12 protein-coding genes are annotated in these 15,407 nt (G+C 48.2%); 11 read left to right on the forward strand and 1 reads right to left on the reverse strand.

Translation table 11 applies throughout. From position 1 onward, the window contains the following. The first annotated feature begins 67 nt into the window (after nucleotides 1–67). The 3 genes from ACFI32_RS12985 to ppnP all read left to right on the forward strand — a co-directional run bounded on the left by ACFI32_RS12985 (nucleotide 68) and on the right by ppnP (nucleotide 2,332). Nucleotides 68–787 carry an HAD family hydrolase gene (locus ACFI32_RS12985; protein WP_462627021.1) on the forward strand — a complete coding sequence of 240 codons (720 nt, stop codon included), beginning with the start codon at nucleotides 68–70 and terminating at the stop codon, nucleotides 785–787. Between the two features lie 128 nt (nucleotides 788–915). Beyond that, a protein-coding gene (gene prfB, locus ACFI32_RS12990) for a peptide chain release factor 2 (RefSeq protein ID WP_462627022.1) occupies nucleotides 916–2,011 on the forward strand; the annotation gives its coding sequence in 2 pieces (ribosomal slippage) (nucleotides 916–987 and nucleotides 989–2,011; 1,095 coding nt in all). Nucleotides 2,012–2,047: 36 nt separating this feature from the next. After that, nucleotides 2,048–2,332: a pyrimidine/purine nucleoside phosphorylase gene (gene ppnP / locus ACFI32_RS12995; protein ID WP_462627023.1), complete on the forward strand. Its 285-nt coding sequence runs from the start codon at nucleotides 2,048–2,050 to the stop codon at nucleotides 2,330–2,332. A 102-nt stretch (nucleotides 2,333–2,434) separates the two neighbouring features. On the opposite strand, the gene ACFI32_RS13000 is transcribed toward ppnP, so the two are convergent. Beyond that, nucleotides 2,435–2,887 carry a GNAT family N-acetyltransferase gene (locus tag ACFI32_RS13000; RefSeq protein ID WP_462627024.1) on the reverse strand — a complete coding sequence of 151 codons (453 nt, stop codon included), beginning with the start codon at nucleotides 2,885–2,887 and terminating at the stop codon, nucleotides 2,435–2,437. Between the two features lie 187 nt (nucleotides 2,888–3,074). On the opposite strand from ACFI32_RS13000, the gene ACFI32_RS13005 reads away from it, so the two are divergent. From ACFI32_RS13005 to ACFI32_RS13040, 8 genes are all read left to right on the forward strand, one after another. Continuing rightward, nucleotides 3,075–4,187 carry a DNA topoisomerase IB gene (locus ACFI32_RS13005; RefSeq protein ID WP_462627025.1) on the forward strand — a complete coding sequence of 371 codons (1,113 nt, stop codon included), beginning with the start codon at nucleotides 3,075–3,077 and terminating at the stop codon, nucleotides 4,185–4,187. 154 nt (nucleotides 4,188–4,341) lie between these two features. Further along, nucleotides 4,342–6,108, forward strand: coding sequence for an AMP-binding protein (locus tag ACFI32_RS13010; protein WP_462627026.1), 1,767 nt, complete (start codon nucleotides 4,342–4,344; stop codon nucleotides 6,106–6,108). A 67-nt stretch (nucleotides 6,109–6,175) separates the two neighbouring features. After that, nucleotides 6,176–6,964 (forward strand): SDR family NAD(P)-dependent oxidoreductase, encoded by a 789-nt coding sequence (locus ACFI32_RS13015; RefSeq protein WP_462627027.1) that lies wholly within the window; start codon nucleotides 6,176–6,178, stop codon nucleotides 6,962–6,964. Nucleotides 6,965–7,112: 148 nt separating this feature from the next. Beyond that, nucleotides 7,113–7,691, forward strand: coding sequence for a L,D-transpeptidase family protein (locus tag ACFI32_RS13020; RefSeq protein ID WP_462627028.1), 579 nt, complete (start codon nucleotides 7,113–7,115; stop codon nucleotides 7,689–7,691). 458 nt (nucleotides 7,692–8,149) lie between these two features. Beyond that, nucleotides 8,150–10,744 (forward strand): ATP-dependent chaperone ClpB, encoded by a 2,595-nt coding sequence (gene clpB / locus ACFI32_RS13025; RefSeq protein ID WP_462627029.1) that lies wholly within the window; start codon nucleotides 8,150–8,152, stop codon nucleotides 10,742–10,744. 153 nt (nucleotides 10,745–10,897) lie between these two features. Next, nucleotides 10,898–12,202 carry a PQQ-dependent sugar dehydrogenase gene (locus ACFI32_RS13030; protein ID WP_462627030.1) on the forward strand — a complete coding sequence of 435 codons (1,305 nt, stop codon included), beginning with the start codon at nucleotides 10,898–10,900 and terminating at the stop codon, nucleotides 12,200–12,202. A gap of 166 nt (nucleotides 12,203–12,368) precedes the next feature. Continuing rightward, nucleotides 12,369–14,012 (forward strand): BCCT family transporter, encoded by a 1,644-nt coding sequence (locus ACFI32_RS13035; protein WP_462627031.1) that lies wholly within the window; start codon nucleotides 12,369–12,371, stop codon nucleotides 14,010–14,012. A 165-nt stretch (nucleotides 14,013–14,177) separates the two neighbouring features. Further along, nucleotides 14,178–14,999: a hypothetical protein gene (locus ACFI32_RS13040; RefSeq protein WP_462627032.1), complete on the forward strand. Its 822-nt coding sequence runs from the start codon at nucleotides 14,178–14,180 to the stop codon at nucleotides 14,997–14,999. Nucleotides 15,000–15,407 lie beyond the last annotated feature (408 nt).

The raw sequence follows: 15,407 nt of genomic DNA on the forward strand, positions 1-15,407 counted from the left end.
GTCAACAACCATACCCAATTTTATTAAACACGTCATATTTTTTAGCAATCAACGATAAGGTCTCACTATGCAGGCAAATCAAGTACAGCAGGTAAATCAAGCACAAAAGCAGCAGAAGCAACTGGCATTATTCGATTTAGACCATACCTTACTGGATGTCGACAGTGACTATCTATGGGGCGAATATATTGTCAAACACGGTCTCGTTGACGAAGCGCAGTACCGCACCGCCAATCAAGCATTTTATGAGCAGTATATCGAAGGCACGCTCGATGCCACGGAATACAATGAATTTGTCGCGCAGTTTTTGACCACGTTACCGCTTGATCGCTTACACGAATTGCGTGAAGACTATATTAAGTATGAGATCGAGCCGCACATGCGTCCAAAAGCGGTAGCGGTGCTGCGAGAGCATTTAGACCGTGGCCATGAAGTGGTGATTATCTCAGCAACCAATGACTTTGTGGTATCGGCAATCGCTGAGCGTTTTGATATCATGGCGGCCAATGTACTGGCGACACCGCTTGAAATTGTGGATGCGCGTTATACAGGCAAGCTGACCGACAAGCCAAATTTTCAGGCGGGTAAGATTTACCACTTGGATAAATGGCTGGACAACAAGCGCGCCGCTGGCGTCACGTTTGACAAAACCTATGCCTATTCTGATTCAAAGAATGACATTCCACTGTTAGAATGGGCGGATGTGCCCGTCTGCGTGTCACCTGATGACAGCCTGCATGCGCATGCACTTGCCCACCACTGGGCGGTAGAGGACTGGGCGATATAGCTCACTTTGCATCCGTATGCGCATGACCCATAGCGCCGCTCATCATGATAACCGAGCGCGTCTGTGCTGATAATGACTGGCGCTGAGACAGTCAGCGGCAGTATTTTACTTTTATGACAGGAACTATTATGGAAACCAATCAATACCAAGAACAAATCAAAGACCTAAGCAATCGTGGTCGCGACCTTCGGGGGTATCTTTGACTTCGATGGCAAGCAAGAACGCTTAGAAGAAGTCAATTTGGAGCTGGAAAATCCAGAACTGTGGAATGACCCTGAGCGTGCCACCAAAATCAGCAAAGAAAAGAGCCAACTGGATGCCGTCATCGACGTGGTAGTCTCTTTAGAAACCACATTAGAAGACGCGTCTGCCATGCTAGAGCTGGCAGTAGAGGCTGAAGATGAAGCCTTGCTGACCGATGTACAAACCGAGCTAGATAGTGCCGAGACGCGTTTGGCAGATCTAGAATTTCGCCGTATGTTTAGCGGTGAGATGGACCCAAACAACTGCTATTTGGATATCCAGTCAGGCAGTGGTGGTACCGAAGCACAAGACTGGGCGGAGATGCTGCTGCGTATGTATACACGCTGGGCGGAAGCGCACGGCTTCAAAGTTGATGTGATTGAAGTGTCAGCGGGCGGCGTTGCGGGTATCAAGTCGGCGACGATTGAGATCAAAGGCGATTACGCGTTTGGCTGGCTGCGTACTGAGATCGGTGTCCATCGTTTGGTACGTAAATCACCATTTGACAGTAATAATGGGCGTCATACCTCGTTTGCAGCGGTGTTCGTCTCGCCTGAGATTGATGACAATGTCGAGATTGTCATCAATCCAGCGGATTTACGCATTGATACCTATCGCTCCTCAGGGGCAGGTGGTCAGCACGTCAACACCACAGACTCTGCGGTACGTATCACCCATGAGCCATCGGGCGTGGTCGTGACCTGTCAGAACGAACGTAGTCAGCATGGCAACAAAGCCACGGCGATGAAGATGCTTCGCGCCAAGCTCTATGAGCTTGAGATGCAAAAACGTATGGAAAAACAGCAAGCGGTCGAAGATAATAAGTCAGACGTCGGCTGGGGCAGTCAGATTCGCTCATACGTGCTCGATGACTCCCGTATTAAAGACTTGCGTACAGGGGTTGAAACCTTTAACACAGGCGCGGTATTGGATGGCGATCTGGATCAATTTATTGAAGCCAGTCTAAAAGCAGGACTGTAAAATAACATATTAACTAACAGGTAATTAAGGAAGATTATGCCAAGCGTAAATAATTATTTTGATGACAAAGTAACTTCGATTGCTTTTCAAACAGCAACTAAGCCTGCCACGGTAGGTGTTATGGAAATTGGTGAGTACGAGTTTGGCACCAGTGAGTTTGAAACCATGAGCGTGGTCAGCGGTGCATTGACGGTCAAGCTACCAGAGCGTGATGACTGGCAAACGTTTAATGCTGGCGAGCAGTTTACTGTTGAAGCCAATCAAAAGTTCCAAGTAAAAGTTGAGGTAGAAACGGCTTATCTATGCCTATATGGTGAATAACGGTTTCTATATTGACCTGTTTCTACATTGAACAGTCTCACCATAAAAAACGCCAAGCTCAAATGCTTGGCGTTTTTTATGGTTATTTTATAGGCAAGTTATTTATAGGTTTTTACGATATTGCACCATATCGGTCAAATCTGCCAGCTTGTCATAGAGCTTACGAGCAGCGATGTTGCTGTCTTGCGTCGTCCAGTAGACGCGGTTGCAGTCTTTTTCCTGAGCAAAGGCATAGACATGCTCAATCAATGCGCGTCCCACGCCTTGACCACGGACATGATCAACGACATATAAATCTTCTAAGTAACAACACTCATTGATATTCCATGTGTTGGGATGTAGCACCACATGGGTTATGCCCACCAAAATATCGTCTCTCCATGCGCCAAATCCATAGATGGGAACGCTTTCATTCAGCAAGTTGTGCCAAATCGCCTCTGTTGTGCTTGCTGATAATTGGGTCTCATAAAATGTCAGATAGTTTTGCCATAATGGTAACCACAACTCGTAATTGGTTGTAGAAAGTGGTGTTGTCTTGATAGGTGAATGATTCATTTTTAATAAACTTAAGTTTTGAATAGTACTGAATTATGCCTCAAAAATGCAGCCTTTATAACCCTTATCGCTATTGTCATTACTGTTTTATTTTACACAGGATTACACTTTGTCCGTGGCAAACAAACAGCAAAAATAACCGCGGTTTACTATGCTAAAACCATAAAATGATGAAATGAGTATTTTTATGGATAAAACAAATGAGCAATCAACCACACAAGATACGCGCCATGATTATGAACGACTGGCACGCCGCGCCAATTTGCGTTATGTCAGTGATGAAGAACCCGGTTATACCCGTCGCCGCTGGGGGCGTGGCTTTACCTATCGTGATGCGACAGGCCAGACGGTCAAAGACAAAGCGCTACGTCAGCGCTTTGATGCGCTGGTGATACCGCCTATGTGGTCTGAGGTGTGGATCTGCCAATATCCCGATGGCCATCTGCAATCGACTGGCCGTGATGACAAGGCGCGCAAACAATACTTATATCATCCGCAATGGGACAGTGCCCGTGACAAGGCAAAATTTGATGCCATGATCGGCTTTGCCAACGGACTACCCAGTCTGCGCGCCCAAGTGGCACACGATTTGGAAGCGGCGCCGCTATCACGCGCCAACGTATTGGCAGCGGTGGTGAAGCTATTAGAAACCACCTTGATTCGGGTCGGCAACAGTCGTTATGCCAAGCTGAATAAAAGCTATGGCCTCAGTACCCTGCGTAGCAAGCATGTGAGCGAAACGGACAATGGACTGGCCTTTGATTTTGTCGGAAAAAGTGCCAAAACCCATCATATTGAATTGCAAGACGAGCGCTTGGTTGACATTGTGCGCGCCTGCTCAGATTTGCCAGGATATCGTATTTTTAAATACCTCGATGACCATGGCGATAAGCAAGAAGTGGACAGTGCTGATATCAATGCCTATCTGCGTGAGCATATCGACTGTGATGAGGCACTATATAGCGCCAAGGACTTTCGCACATGGATGGCAAGCGTGCTGGCGGCGCATCATCTATACGAAGCCTGTATCGATGCGGACGGTGATGCGGTGCGTCAAAGCGGCGCGGACAGTGACAAGCGTCAAGCTGTGGTCACACAGATGGTCAAAGCTGTCGCTGACGAGCTGGGTAATACCCCTGCGGTATGCCGCGCCTCTTATATCCATCCCGTAATTATCGAAGCCTTTTTGGCAGGCGGCTTTTATGAGCGTTATCGCCAAGCACGGCGCGGACGCACTCGCAGTCATCAGCAATGTGAAGAAAAGGCACTGCTGGGCTTTTTGCGCGCGGTAGAATACTGAGGGTATGACGCGATGGTTCAAAACAATAAAAATGATACGATTCGTATTGAAACAATATAAAAAATACGTTATTAATAGAAGTGATAAGGAATAAGGACACACGGCTTGTAGGAAATCAGCCGCTTTTATGATTATTTGCTAAAGGATTAGCGCTATGACTACCATTTCTGAACGCGCAGCCACCAGTCGCTGCGCCCCAACCACGACCGCCAATACTGACAATCAGCACTCCCAAACCAATCATGATACCGACAGCGCTCCCAGCTATGCCGAGCATTATGAACAGTTTGATATGGATACGCTGTTACAGGATATCTTCGGTAGCCACCTTGATGACCGCCTAAACGCTTATTTGGCGTGCTGCGGTCGCCATGTACGTGACGGTCACGCCGACCACCCAGCTTTAGTCCACGAAGACCTATCAGGCACAGTCACTACCATGACTTTTGGTGAGCTGGACACTTATAGCGCCCAAGTGGCCAACCTATTGCAGTCTTATGGCGTGCAGGCAGGCGATCGTGTGGCGACCATGCTGTCACGTACGCCTGAGCTGCTGGTTGTGGTACTGGCGACATGGCGCATTGGCGCGATTTATCAGCCGCTGTTTACCGCCTTTGGCTACGAGTCGATTAAGTACCGTTTGGACAAAGCTCAGACCAAGGTGGTGTTCACCAACAGCGACAATCGAGACAAGTTTGCGGAGCTGGCCGCACAAACCAAAATGGTGATGGTCGGTACGCAAGCAGACAGCGAGATGTGGGGCGATGACCATTATCAAACCAAAATAGCCAGCCAGCCAACCCGCTTTGATGCTGTGATATTGGATGCAGAGGCTCCGTTTTTGCAGATGTTTACCTCAGGAACGGTCGGTAAGTCGAAAGGCGTGAGCGTGCCCTTAACAGCTTTACCCGCATTTTATCTGTATATGCGTTACGCCATTGATTTGCGTGCAGATGAAAAGTACTGGAATATGGCCGACCCAGGTTGGGCATACGGCTTGTACTATGCCATCACAGGGCCACTACTGATGGGCGTAACCACCTACTTTAATGAAGCCGGCTTTGATGCGCCCAACACCCGCGATTTTTTGGTCAAGCATGGTATCACCAATTTGGCCTCGTCGCCGACCGCGTATCGCATGCTCAAATCAAGCGGCGTGTTTGCGGACAGGACTGAGCAAGATACCAGTGCGGCTAATCACACTGACGGCTTAGTCCTGCGCTGTGCCAATTCTGCTGGCGAGACTTTAAATACCGAAGTGGTCAATTGGGTCGAGACGCATTTGGGCTGTCATGTGCGCGATCAGTACGGTCAGACCGAAACGGGCATGACCTGCTGCGCGCATCATGCGCTGTCGCACAATCGACCAGTCGGCTCTATGGGCGTGGCGATGCTGGGGCACACGCTGGTGGTGCTCGATGACGATATGAATGTCTTGCCCGATGGTCAGCCGGGACAGCTGGCAGTGGTGGTCAGTCAGTCGCCTGCGTTTTATTTCAGCGGCTACAGCTGGAATGAAAAACAAGCCTTCGTCGATGACTACTATCTGACAGGGGATGTGGTCGAGCGCCATGAAGACGGCAGCTATTGGTTTTTGGGCCGCGATGATGACATTATCATTACGGCAGGTTACCGCGTTGGGCCAACCGATGTAGAGAACACCGTGCTTGAGCATGACGCCGTTGCCGAGTCTGCCGCCGTGGGCGTGCCCGACGAAGTACGCGGGCATACCATCAAGTCTTATGTGGTACTTAAAGAGGGTATGGAGGGCACAGATGAGATCGCCCAGCAAATCAAAGCGCTGGTACGTACCAGACTCTCAGCTCATGCGTATCCGCGTGAGGTAGAGTTTGTATCCAGCTTGCCAAAAACCCCAAGCGGCAAAATACAGCGCTTTTTATTACGCAGCTTATCAGCGTAGTAAGCCGCGCCAGTGCGTTCAATACAACACATTATATTCAGATACCAGATAGGGTTAAGGACACATCATGCAAGTAGCATCAAACAGTTTTTTGGTCACAGGCGGGGCATCAGGATTGGGCGAGGCGGTGGTGCGGTCGCTGGTGGCACAAGGGGGGCAGGCCATCATTGCAGACCTCAACGACACGCGCGGGCAAGCACTAAGTGAAGCGCTGGGCGATAGCGTGCGCTTTATCCATTGTGACGTCACCAGTAGCGACGACGTACAAGCGGCAGTAGAACTGGCTGAGCAGGCATTTGGCAGTTTACAAGGCTCAGTCAACTGCGCTGGCATCGTGGTGGTACAAAAGCTGCTCGACCGTGACAACAATCCTGCAGATTTGGACAGTTTTAGTCGCGGCGTGAACATCAACCTTGTCGGTTCCTTCAATGTCGCACGTTTGGTTGCCGCCAGTATCGCGCGCCGCGTCAGCAACCAGAGCGACGGTGCAGAACCCGCGCAAAATATCGATCAAGGGGTGATTATCAACACCGCTTCTATCGCCGCTTTTGATGGTCAAGTTGGTCAAGCCAGCTATGCTTCGTCCAAAGCAGGGGTGGTAGGGTTGACCTTGCCGCTGGCACGTGAGCTGGCCCGCCATGGTATCCGTGTGATGACCATCGCGCCGGGGGTGTTTGGCACGCCAATGATGGCAGGTATTCCCGAAAAGGCGCGCGAGCAGCTAGAGAGTGCTGTACCGTATCCTAAGCGTTTGGGTCAGCCTGAAGAGTTTGCCAAATTGGTCAGCCATATCATTGATAATGCCTATCTGAACGGTGAAGTCATCCGTTTAGATGGTGCCATTCGTATGGTTTGATGACCTAAGGCTTATAATGTTTATAACACGCGCTAGGCAGGTGATGGTCGCAAATAAGTAGTATTGACGGGCAAATCATAAACTTTCCATACAGTTTGTGCTACCGCTTTGTTATATTGAGTAGCACACACATTACAACTGTTTGGTTATGTCATCTTCTATTATTAAACATCGTCATCGCGGGGCCGCTATTGGTCTGATGTTCATCTCTTTTGGACTGCTACTGGGTTTGACCGTATACAGCCAAATGTCCGCTGCCGCGCAAAGCGGCGATCTATACACCAGCCAATCTATGGCAGGCGTGCAGGCGGACAAAGTTTTTGTTGATAAGTCAGAGCGCATCTTACAGCTGATGCATGACGGACAGGTGCTCAAAACCTACCGCATTGCACTCGGGGACAATCCTGTTGGCCATAAGCAAGTTCAAGGCGATGAGCGCACGCCGACAGGAAGCTATACTTTAGATTACAAAAACGAAAACTCTATTGCCTATCGCTCCATTCATATCAGTTATCCCAATGCGGCAGATCGGGCGCATGCGGCGACACTTGGTGCCAGTCCGGGCGGCGATATCATGATTCATGGTCAAATGAATGGCTTTGGACATTTGGCACTGCTGAATCAGCAGCGCGACTGGACCGATGGCTGTATCGCGGTTACCAATGAGGAAATGGATGAAATCATGGCAGCGGTGGCCGTTGGCGTACCGATTGAAATCGTCGAATAAGTGCGTATGCCGCGCCTCTGTTTATGAAGAGCTACTGTTTATGAATAAAGGATAAGTCGAATAAAAGATAAGCCATAACCAAAGGGCAAGCGCCGTACTTGCCCATTCCCATCCTAACCATCGTTGATTATATCCAGACCTTATTAACGCATATCCGCTTGGCGTTGTTGTCTCGGCGCGCTGTCATTTGTCTGTATTTATTGCGCGCCATACTGGTGATGAACACTCTTAAACAATAGCTGAACTCGCAATAAATAGTGACATTAGGATACCATTGCCAATAGAATGGTTATAAGCCATAACAGATATATTGTGAGGTAAAACTTAATAAAAAATAGTGTATTTTTCACTCATTTGTATTGAAAGCGCAGCGACTGTGCCCTATATAGAAAACATCAGTAAGCGGCACATACTTATAACAAGCCGCTACTTTATCCCGATAATCTAAGGACATCACAATGAGATTTGAAAAGTTTACGCAAAAATTGCAAGGCGCTATCCAAGAAGCCCAAAGCCTCGCGCTTGGTCGTGACCATACGGGTATCGACCCTGTGCATTTATTGGCCGTTTTGCTACAAGATGAAGCCAACCTCGCCATTTGCCAGCAGGCAGGTGCGTCGATTCCTGCACTTAAAAATGGCGTGGCAAAGGCGCTTGATAACCAAGCCACCATCGCAGAGCCGACAGGTGAAGTTAACCTTAACCCAAATTCGGTCAAAGTACTGAACCTAGCCGATCGTCAAGCGCAAAAAGCAGGCGATGATTTTATCGCTACCGAATGGGTGATGCTAACGCTCGCTGAGCAAGGCGACACCAAAAAGATATTTGCAAGCGCGGGTGTGACCGCCAGCAAGCTCAAAGACGTTATCGAAAATCTGCGCGGTGATGACACGGTGAACAACCAAAACGCAGAAGACCAGCGCGACTCGCTCAATAAATACACCATCAATCTGACTGAGCGTGCCGAATTGGGCAAGCTTGATCCTGTGATTGGTCGTGACGAAGAAATCCGCCGTACCATTCAAGTGCTCTCGCGCCGTACCAAAAACAACCCTGTGTTGATCGGTGAGCCGGGTGTGGGGAAAACCGCGATTGTAGAAGGCTTGGCTCAAAAAATCGTCAACGGCGACGTACCAGAAGGCTTGCGCCATAAAGAAGTCTTGTCGCTAGATCTGGGTGCATTGATCGCTGGCGCGAAATTTCGCGGTGAGTTTGAAGAGCGCCTCAAAAGCGTACTGAGCGATTTGGCAAAGCAAGAAGGCAACGTCATCTTGTTTATCGACGAGCTGCACACCATGGTTGGCGCAGGCAAAAGTGATGGCGCGATGGACGCAGGCAACATGCTCAAACCTGCATTGGCACGTGGTGAGCTGCACTGCGTCGGCGCAACCACACTGGATGAGTATCGCCAATATATTGAAAAAGACGCCGCTCTTGAGCGCCGTTTTCAAAAAGTACTGGTTGATGAGCCGACGGTTGAAGACACCATCGCCATCTTGCGTGGTCTCAAAGAGCGTTACGAGCTGCATCATGGCGTCGATATTCAAGACAGCGCCATCATTGCGGCGGCGCGTATGAGCCATCGCTACATCACCGATCGCAAGCTACCAGACAAGGCCATTGATTTGGTCGACGAAGCGGCCAGTCGTCTGCGTATGGAAATGGACAGCAAGCCTGAGTCTTTGGGCAAGCTGGACAGTCGCTTGATTCAGCTCAAAATGCAGCGTGAAGTGCTCAAAAACGAAGAAGATGCAGGCGCACAAGCTGAGCTTAAAGCCCTTAACCAGCAAGTGGACGAGCTGGAAAAAGAATACGCTGATCTGAATGAGATCTGGCAAGCCGAAAAAGCACTAGTGAAAGGCAGCCAGCAGCTCAAAGACGAGCTGGACAAAGCACGTATTGCTTATGACAAGGCCAGCCGCGAAGGTGATTATGAAGCCATGTCTAAGCTGCAATATGAAACCATTCCCCAGCTTGAGCGCCGTATTCATGAGTCGGATTTGGCAGAGCAAAAAGAGCAAACCAATGCGCCAAATGTCAAGCTGCTGCGTAACAAAGTCACTGACAATGAAATCGCAGAAGTGGTCAGCGCCGCTACTGGTATTCCTGTTACCAAAATGATGCAGGGTGAGCGTGAAAAAATGCTGAGCATGGAAGACAAACTCCATGAGCGTGTCATCGGTCAAGACGAAGCAGTCGAAGCGGTTGCTAATGCGGTACGCCGTAGCCGTGCGGGACTGTCTGATCCCAACCGTCCTTCAGGTTCGTTCTTGTTCCTTGGGCCAACGGGGGTGGGGAAAACTGAGCTGACCAAATCACTGGCCAATTTCTTATTTGACTCAGAAGAGGCGATGGTACGTATCGACATGAGTGAATTTATGGAAAAACACAGTGTCAGCCGTTTGGTGGGTGCGCCCCCAGGTTACGTCGGTTATGAAGAAGGCGGCGCGTTGACCGAAGCGGTACGCCGTAAGCCATATAGCGTGGTACTGTTTGACGAGGTAGAAAAAGCGCATCCTGATGTGTTTAATATTTTGCTGCAAGTCTTGGACGATGGTCGCTTAACTGACTCTCAAGGGCGCGTGGTGGACTTTAAAAATACCGTCATCATTATGACCAGTAACTTAGGCTCAAACAAAATCCAAGAGATGGTCGGTGAAGACTATCAAGACGTCAAAGCAGCCGTCATGGAGTCGGTCGGTGAGCACTTCCGTCCTGAGTTTGTCAACCGTATTGACGAGATTGTGGTTTTCCATGCGTTAGGACAAGCGCAAATGGCAGGCATTGCGGATATTCAAATGGATCGCTTGCGTCACCGTTTGCAAGAACGTGAGCTGGGTATCACCCTAAGCGATGCTGCCATGAGTCAACTGGTTTCTGTCGGTTACGATCCAGTGTATGGCGCGCGTCCACTCAAACGCGCCATCCAGCAAGAGATCGAAAACCCGTTGTCACTCAAGCTCTTAGCGGGCGACTTTGTGGCGGGCGACATCATCAAGGTCGATGTCGGCGCGGATGATAAATTAACCTTTGATAAGCTGCGGATGAGCTGATCATACGGCTAACCCAGACATCGTATTCATCGGAACCCTCTACTGGTATAAACAGGTAGGGGGTTTTATTTGTTTACGATTAAGGCGTCTGTGCTGTGTTATAACTGTAAAGGATATAAAAGTTTCCATTGACAGGTTAAGTAGGTGACGACCATGACCATCTCAAATAGCAAACGCCTTGGCGGTATTGTCAGTGTCGCGGCGCTCTTGATGAGCGTATCGGCATGCTCCAACTCCTCAACGACGGAGCCTGAGCGTGCGGCTCAGACAGATACCGCTGAGAGCAACGCGCAAGCGACCAGTAGCCCCAGTGCTACCAATACTTCAGCAGAGGCACAAGCGGACATAGACCACGAAAGAACAAAGGCAGACAAACCCGCCTTTACCACCCAAACCATCGCGCGCTTTATCGAACCGTGGGCGATGACTGCTCTGCCGACCACCGATGGTACTGACCCTATGCTGCTGGTCACGCAAAAGTCAGGCGAGCTGTTTGTGGTCGATAGCGCTTCAGGGGACAAGCGCCGTATTAGCGGTGTTCCTAACGTGGCGTATGGTGGACAGGGCGGACTGGGTGATATTATCTTAGCGCCCGATTTTGCCAGCAGTCAGGCCATTTATATCAGTTATGTTGAAGCGGGCAGCAGTGGTAATACCTATGGCGCGAAGGTCATCAAAGCGACGTTGACGGGTCTGGATACACAGACACCACGTTTGCAGGACATCACGCCCATTTGGCAACAAATGCCCAAAGTGGAAGGTCAAGGGCATTATAGTCACCGCCTGCTGTTTTCCCCTGATGGTCAGTATTTGTACATCAGCTCAGGTGAACGGCAGAAAAAAACACCAGCACAAGACATGAGTGTCAATTTGGGCAAAATTGTGCGGCTTTATCCTGATGGTAGCGTGCCTGAGGACAATCCGTTTATTGACAATAAAAATAACAATAGCGTGACCAAGCAGTTGTGGACGTTGGGACATCGCAACGTATTGGGTATGATGTTTGATGAGCGTGGTCAGTTATGGGCGCATGAAATGGGTCCGCGCGGTGGTGATGAGTTTAATTTAATTAAAAAAGGTCTGAACTATGGCTGGCCTGTGGTATCAAATGGCCGCAACTACTCAGGCATTGATATTCCCGATCACGACACACGCTCTGAATTTGCCGCGCCGCACATTTCGTGGACGCCTGTGATATCGCCATCATCAATCAGCTTTTACCAAGCTGGCACGCACAATGACTTTCCTGCATGGCAAGGCGATGTGCTGATCAGCGGCTTGTCTTCAAAAGCGCTGATCGTGGTAGAGCTAGATAATGATGAGACGCCACCAACAGCACATGAGCGCTACCGCTATGATATGGGTCACCGTATTCGCAGCGTGCTCGTGGCCCACGGGCAGGTTTGGGTATTGGAAGATGGCAACGATGCACAGCTACTCAGGCTGATGCCTGAGTAGCATGACAATAAAGTCATCTACCAACCGATACTTTTCTGGTTAATATAGAAAAATCGATGTATTGTCTAGAGCAAAATAGAGTGTTTATCAAGGTTTATTTTGTAATTCATTGATAGTTAATGCCTATTTTGTTAAAGTTATATTCCTTAAATTTTGAGACTTGCACATGGATGAAGTAAAAGTAGGCAGATTAGGACCTTTTCCACGGGTGAGTAAACCCGTGTTCATTACATCGTCGCTACTGATCGTTGGGTTCATCATTTTTGGTGCGCTCTTTACCGAAACAGCAGCGGCGGTCTTTAGTTTTTTACAAGACTTTCTTACTCATAAATTCGGCTGGTTGTTCATCATTTTGGTCAACTCAGCACTGGCGCTTTGTATTTATTTAGCAATGAGTCGCTATGGCGACATTCGGCTAGGTAAGCAGACGGAGCGACCACAGTACAACCTGTTTTCTTGGATCGGTATGCTGTTTTCAGCAGGTATCGGTATTGGTCTGGTTTATTGGGGTACCGCGGAGCCGCTGTATCACTACATGGCACCACCAATGGGCGAGGCCGAAACGGTTGAAGCTGCCAAGCAAGCGATGAACATCTCCTTTATGCATTGGGGACTACACGCTTGGGGTATTTATACGGTTGTGGCATTGTCTTTGGCGTATTTCCATTTTCGCCGTGGTTTGCCGTTATCGATTCGATCTACCCTATACCCGCTACTGGGTAAAAAGATTTATGGCAAATGGGGTCATACCGTCGATATCTTAGCCGTATTCGGTACGATGTTCGGTGTGGTTACCTCGCTTGGGCTTGGGGTGATGCAGATCAATTCTGGACTTGAGAAGCTGTTTGGTGCGCCGAATAGTCTGATGTTACAGTTTATTCTGATTGCCTTTATTACCGCCCTTGCCATCGCCTCTCTTATGATGGGTTTAGATAAAGGTATCAAACGACTGAGTGATATCAATATTGGTTTCACCGTTGTGCTGTTGGTATTCATGGTGGTCTTAGGGCCAACGTTGTTTATCTTTAATAGCTTTATCGAAAACATCGGTAACTACCTGACCGCTATCGTGTCTTTGGGCACATGGGGTGAGGCTTATAGTGGAACAGATTGGCAGAGCAGTTGGACGATATTTTACTGGGCATGGTGGGTAAGCTGGGCACCATTCGTTGGTATCTTTATCGCTCGTATCTCTCGTGGTCGTACCATTCGTGAATTCACGCTTGGCGTACTGCTCATTCCAATGCTGATTTTGTTCTTCTGGTTCACTACCTTTGGTGGCGTCGCTGTTCATATGGAGCTTCTGTCTTCTGTGACAGGCGTCAGCCCAGGCTTAGTAGCCGCAGTACAAGACGATACGGGTAGTGCGATTTTCAAATTGGTCGAGTATTATCCATTTGCAAAACCGATCACGTTGATGGTTGTGGTGATGATTATCCTCTGGTTTGTGACCTCATCAGATTCGGCCAGTTTTGTTATTGATATGCTGACGGCTGGTGGTGATACCAACCCACCAAAAATCCAGCGCGTATTCTGGGCAACGGCAGAAGGTCTCATCGCCGCTGTATTGCTTGCTGCTGGTGGATTGGGAGCTTTGCAGGCTGCGGCTATCGTGGCAGGGCTACCGTTTGCCTTGGTGATATTCGTGATGATGTATGCGTTATTGCGCGGCTTAGGACGAGATCGTCTGATCCTGTATCGTGCGCAGCAAAGCTATATTACGGATGAATCAGCAGACCATAACTCAGCAGATGAGTTCGTCGATGAGCACTTACTCAAGGGTCCACCTAAGATTGCAAAGGGTGACTGATAGTAATAAGTCGTCTTTTTGCCGACATACCGCTAAATCTTCACGCTAAGAAAAAAGCCTCACAACGATTGTGAGGCTTTTTTTATGTCAGTAAACAATAAGGCTGTGTAATTTAGCAAACTATTGTTAGTATGTATTTTACCGTTGGTCAAGGTCGTAAACACAATGAATCTGTATCGAAAACTAAGTCTAACTTTGTTCTTTTTGCTATCGCTATTCAGTCTTTATTCTGGTCATAAATCTGCTTTTGAAACCTTGCAAGCGCTGGGTAACCATAAAGGGATCTTGGCAAAGTTTTTACCAAAGCCCAACTATATTGGCGATTTGGGTGGTGTCCCTGTGGATTTGCCTAAAAACCTCGTACATTTGGTTGAGTATGACGGCGACCCTGCTTGGAGTAAAAAACGAGAAGGTCCCAAACCCACACGCAGCTATGACTCAAAGATCAATAGCTTTGGTTTTGATGTGCGCTACACCGACCATACCATACTTGATGGGAGTAACAAGGAGATAAAGCGTGCTTATAATGAGGAAAAGAACCTACCAGACAGTCCTTGGATATCGGTAAATGTCACTTCTGGAGACAGGTATTACGGTGCAGGCGGAATCCATCGTATTGGTGATGGAGCGCTCCATCCTAGCTCAGCAGCAAGTCCTGTTCACGAATATGAACAACTTGATAACGACCAATACGGATTAGAAGTTTATGCGCCGCCCGGTATAGACTCGAAGACGAATCGTCCTTACCGTGAAAACAGATATGCAAAAGATGTTTTTATACAGCGAGATAAGACGGGACAAATCATAACCTATATAGAGTGCAGTAATAGATATGTGCCAAGCCCACCTTGTCAACACCTCTTCGATTTGGAGCCACAGATGGCATTAGATCTTAGTGTGCAATATTCTCGCCATAATCTTGCGGATTGGCAGCAAATTGAGCGAGTGGTCAGACAGCAGGTTTTAGACTTTCGTAAAGTGTCGTAGTTATGGTGGCATTGGATTCGTAAAGACGCGCTATGTGTCAGCAAAAATAACAGCTGTACAGCTACTTTTTAGCGATAAAGCTGTGTCACTCATGCACAAAAAACCCAGTACTCTAAAAATAAACTAGCCATATGTTTATTCGCTTAGCAAATATATTAGATTGGCTGTTAAAAAGTACTTGAAATGAATATTGAACCCAAGATTTTAGCGATAACCAGTTCATGGAGCAGAGATTAAAATAGCACATGCGCTAATGATGAAAAATTTATGTTTTAAACAACTGTTAAGTATAAGAAATTAAATGATATCTTTTGTTTTTGAGAGTCATTGTCTCTGGTTTGATACCATAACAAACCATTGATTGATATAGAATTATTCATTTATTTTTCATTATTACATAATAAGTTT

It is taken from the genome of Psychrobacter sp. PSi21, from assembly GCF_054960615.1.

What these genes read in the sequence shown, in the direction of transcription:
- ACFI32_RS12985 (WP_462627021.1), top strand. Translation starts at nt 68, where the DNA reads ATGCAGGCAAATCAAGTACAGCAGGTAAATCAAGCACAAAAGCAGCAG.
- ppnP (WP_462627023.1), top strand. Translation starts at nt 2,048, where the DNA reads ATGCCAAGCGTAAATAATTATTTTGATGACAAAGTAACTTCGATTGCT.
- ACFI32_RS13000 (WP_462627024.1), bottom strand. Translation starts at nt 2,887, where the DNA reads ATGAATCATTCACCTATCAAGACAACACCACTTTCTACAACCAATTAC.
- ACFI32_RS13005 (WP_462627025.1), top strand. Translation starts at nt 3,075, where the DNA reads ATGGATAAAACAAATGAGCAATCAACCACACAAGATACGCGCCATGAT.
- ACFI32_RS13010 (WP_462627026.1), top strand. Translation starts at nt 4,342, where the DNA reads ATGACTACCATTTCTGAACGCGCAGCCACCAGTCGCTGCGCCCCAACC.
- ACFI32_RS13015 (WP_462627027.1), top strand. Translation starts at nt 6,176, where the DNA reads ATGCAAGTAGCATCAAACAGTTTTTTGGTCACAGGCGGGGCATCAGGA.
- ACFI32_RS13020 (WP_462627028.1), top strand. Translation starts at nt 7,113, where the DNA reads ATGTCATCTTCTATTATTAAACATCGTCATCGCGGGGCCGCTATTGGT.
- clpB (WP_462627029.1), top strand. Translation starts at nt 8,150, where the DNA reads ATGAGATTTGAAAAGTTTACGCAAAAATTGCAAGGCGCTATCCAAGAA.
- ACFI32_RS13030 (WP_462627030.1), top strand. Translation starts at nt 10,898, where the DNA reads ATGACCATCTCAAATAGCAAACGCCTTGGCGGTATTGTCAGTGTCGCG.
- ACFI32_RS13035 (WP_462627031.1), top strand. Translation starts at nt 12,369, where the DNA reads ATGGATGAAGTAAAAGTAGGCAGATTAGGACCTTTTCCACGGGTGAGT.
- ACFI32_RS13040 (WP_462627032.1), top strand. Translation starts at nt 14,178, where the DNA reads ATGAATCTGTATCGAAAACTAAGTCTAACTTTGTTCTTTTTGCTATCG.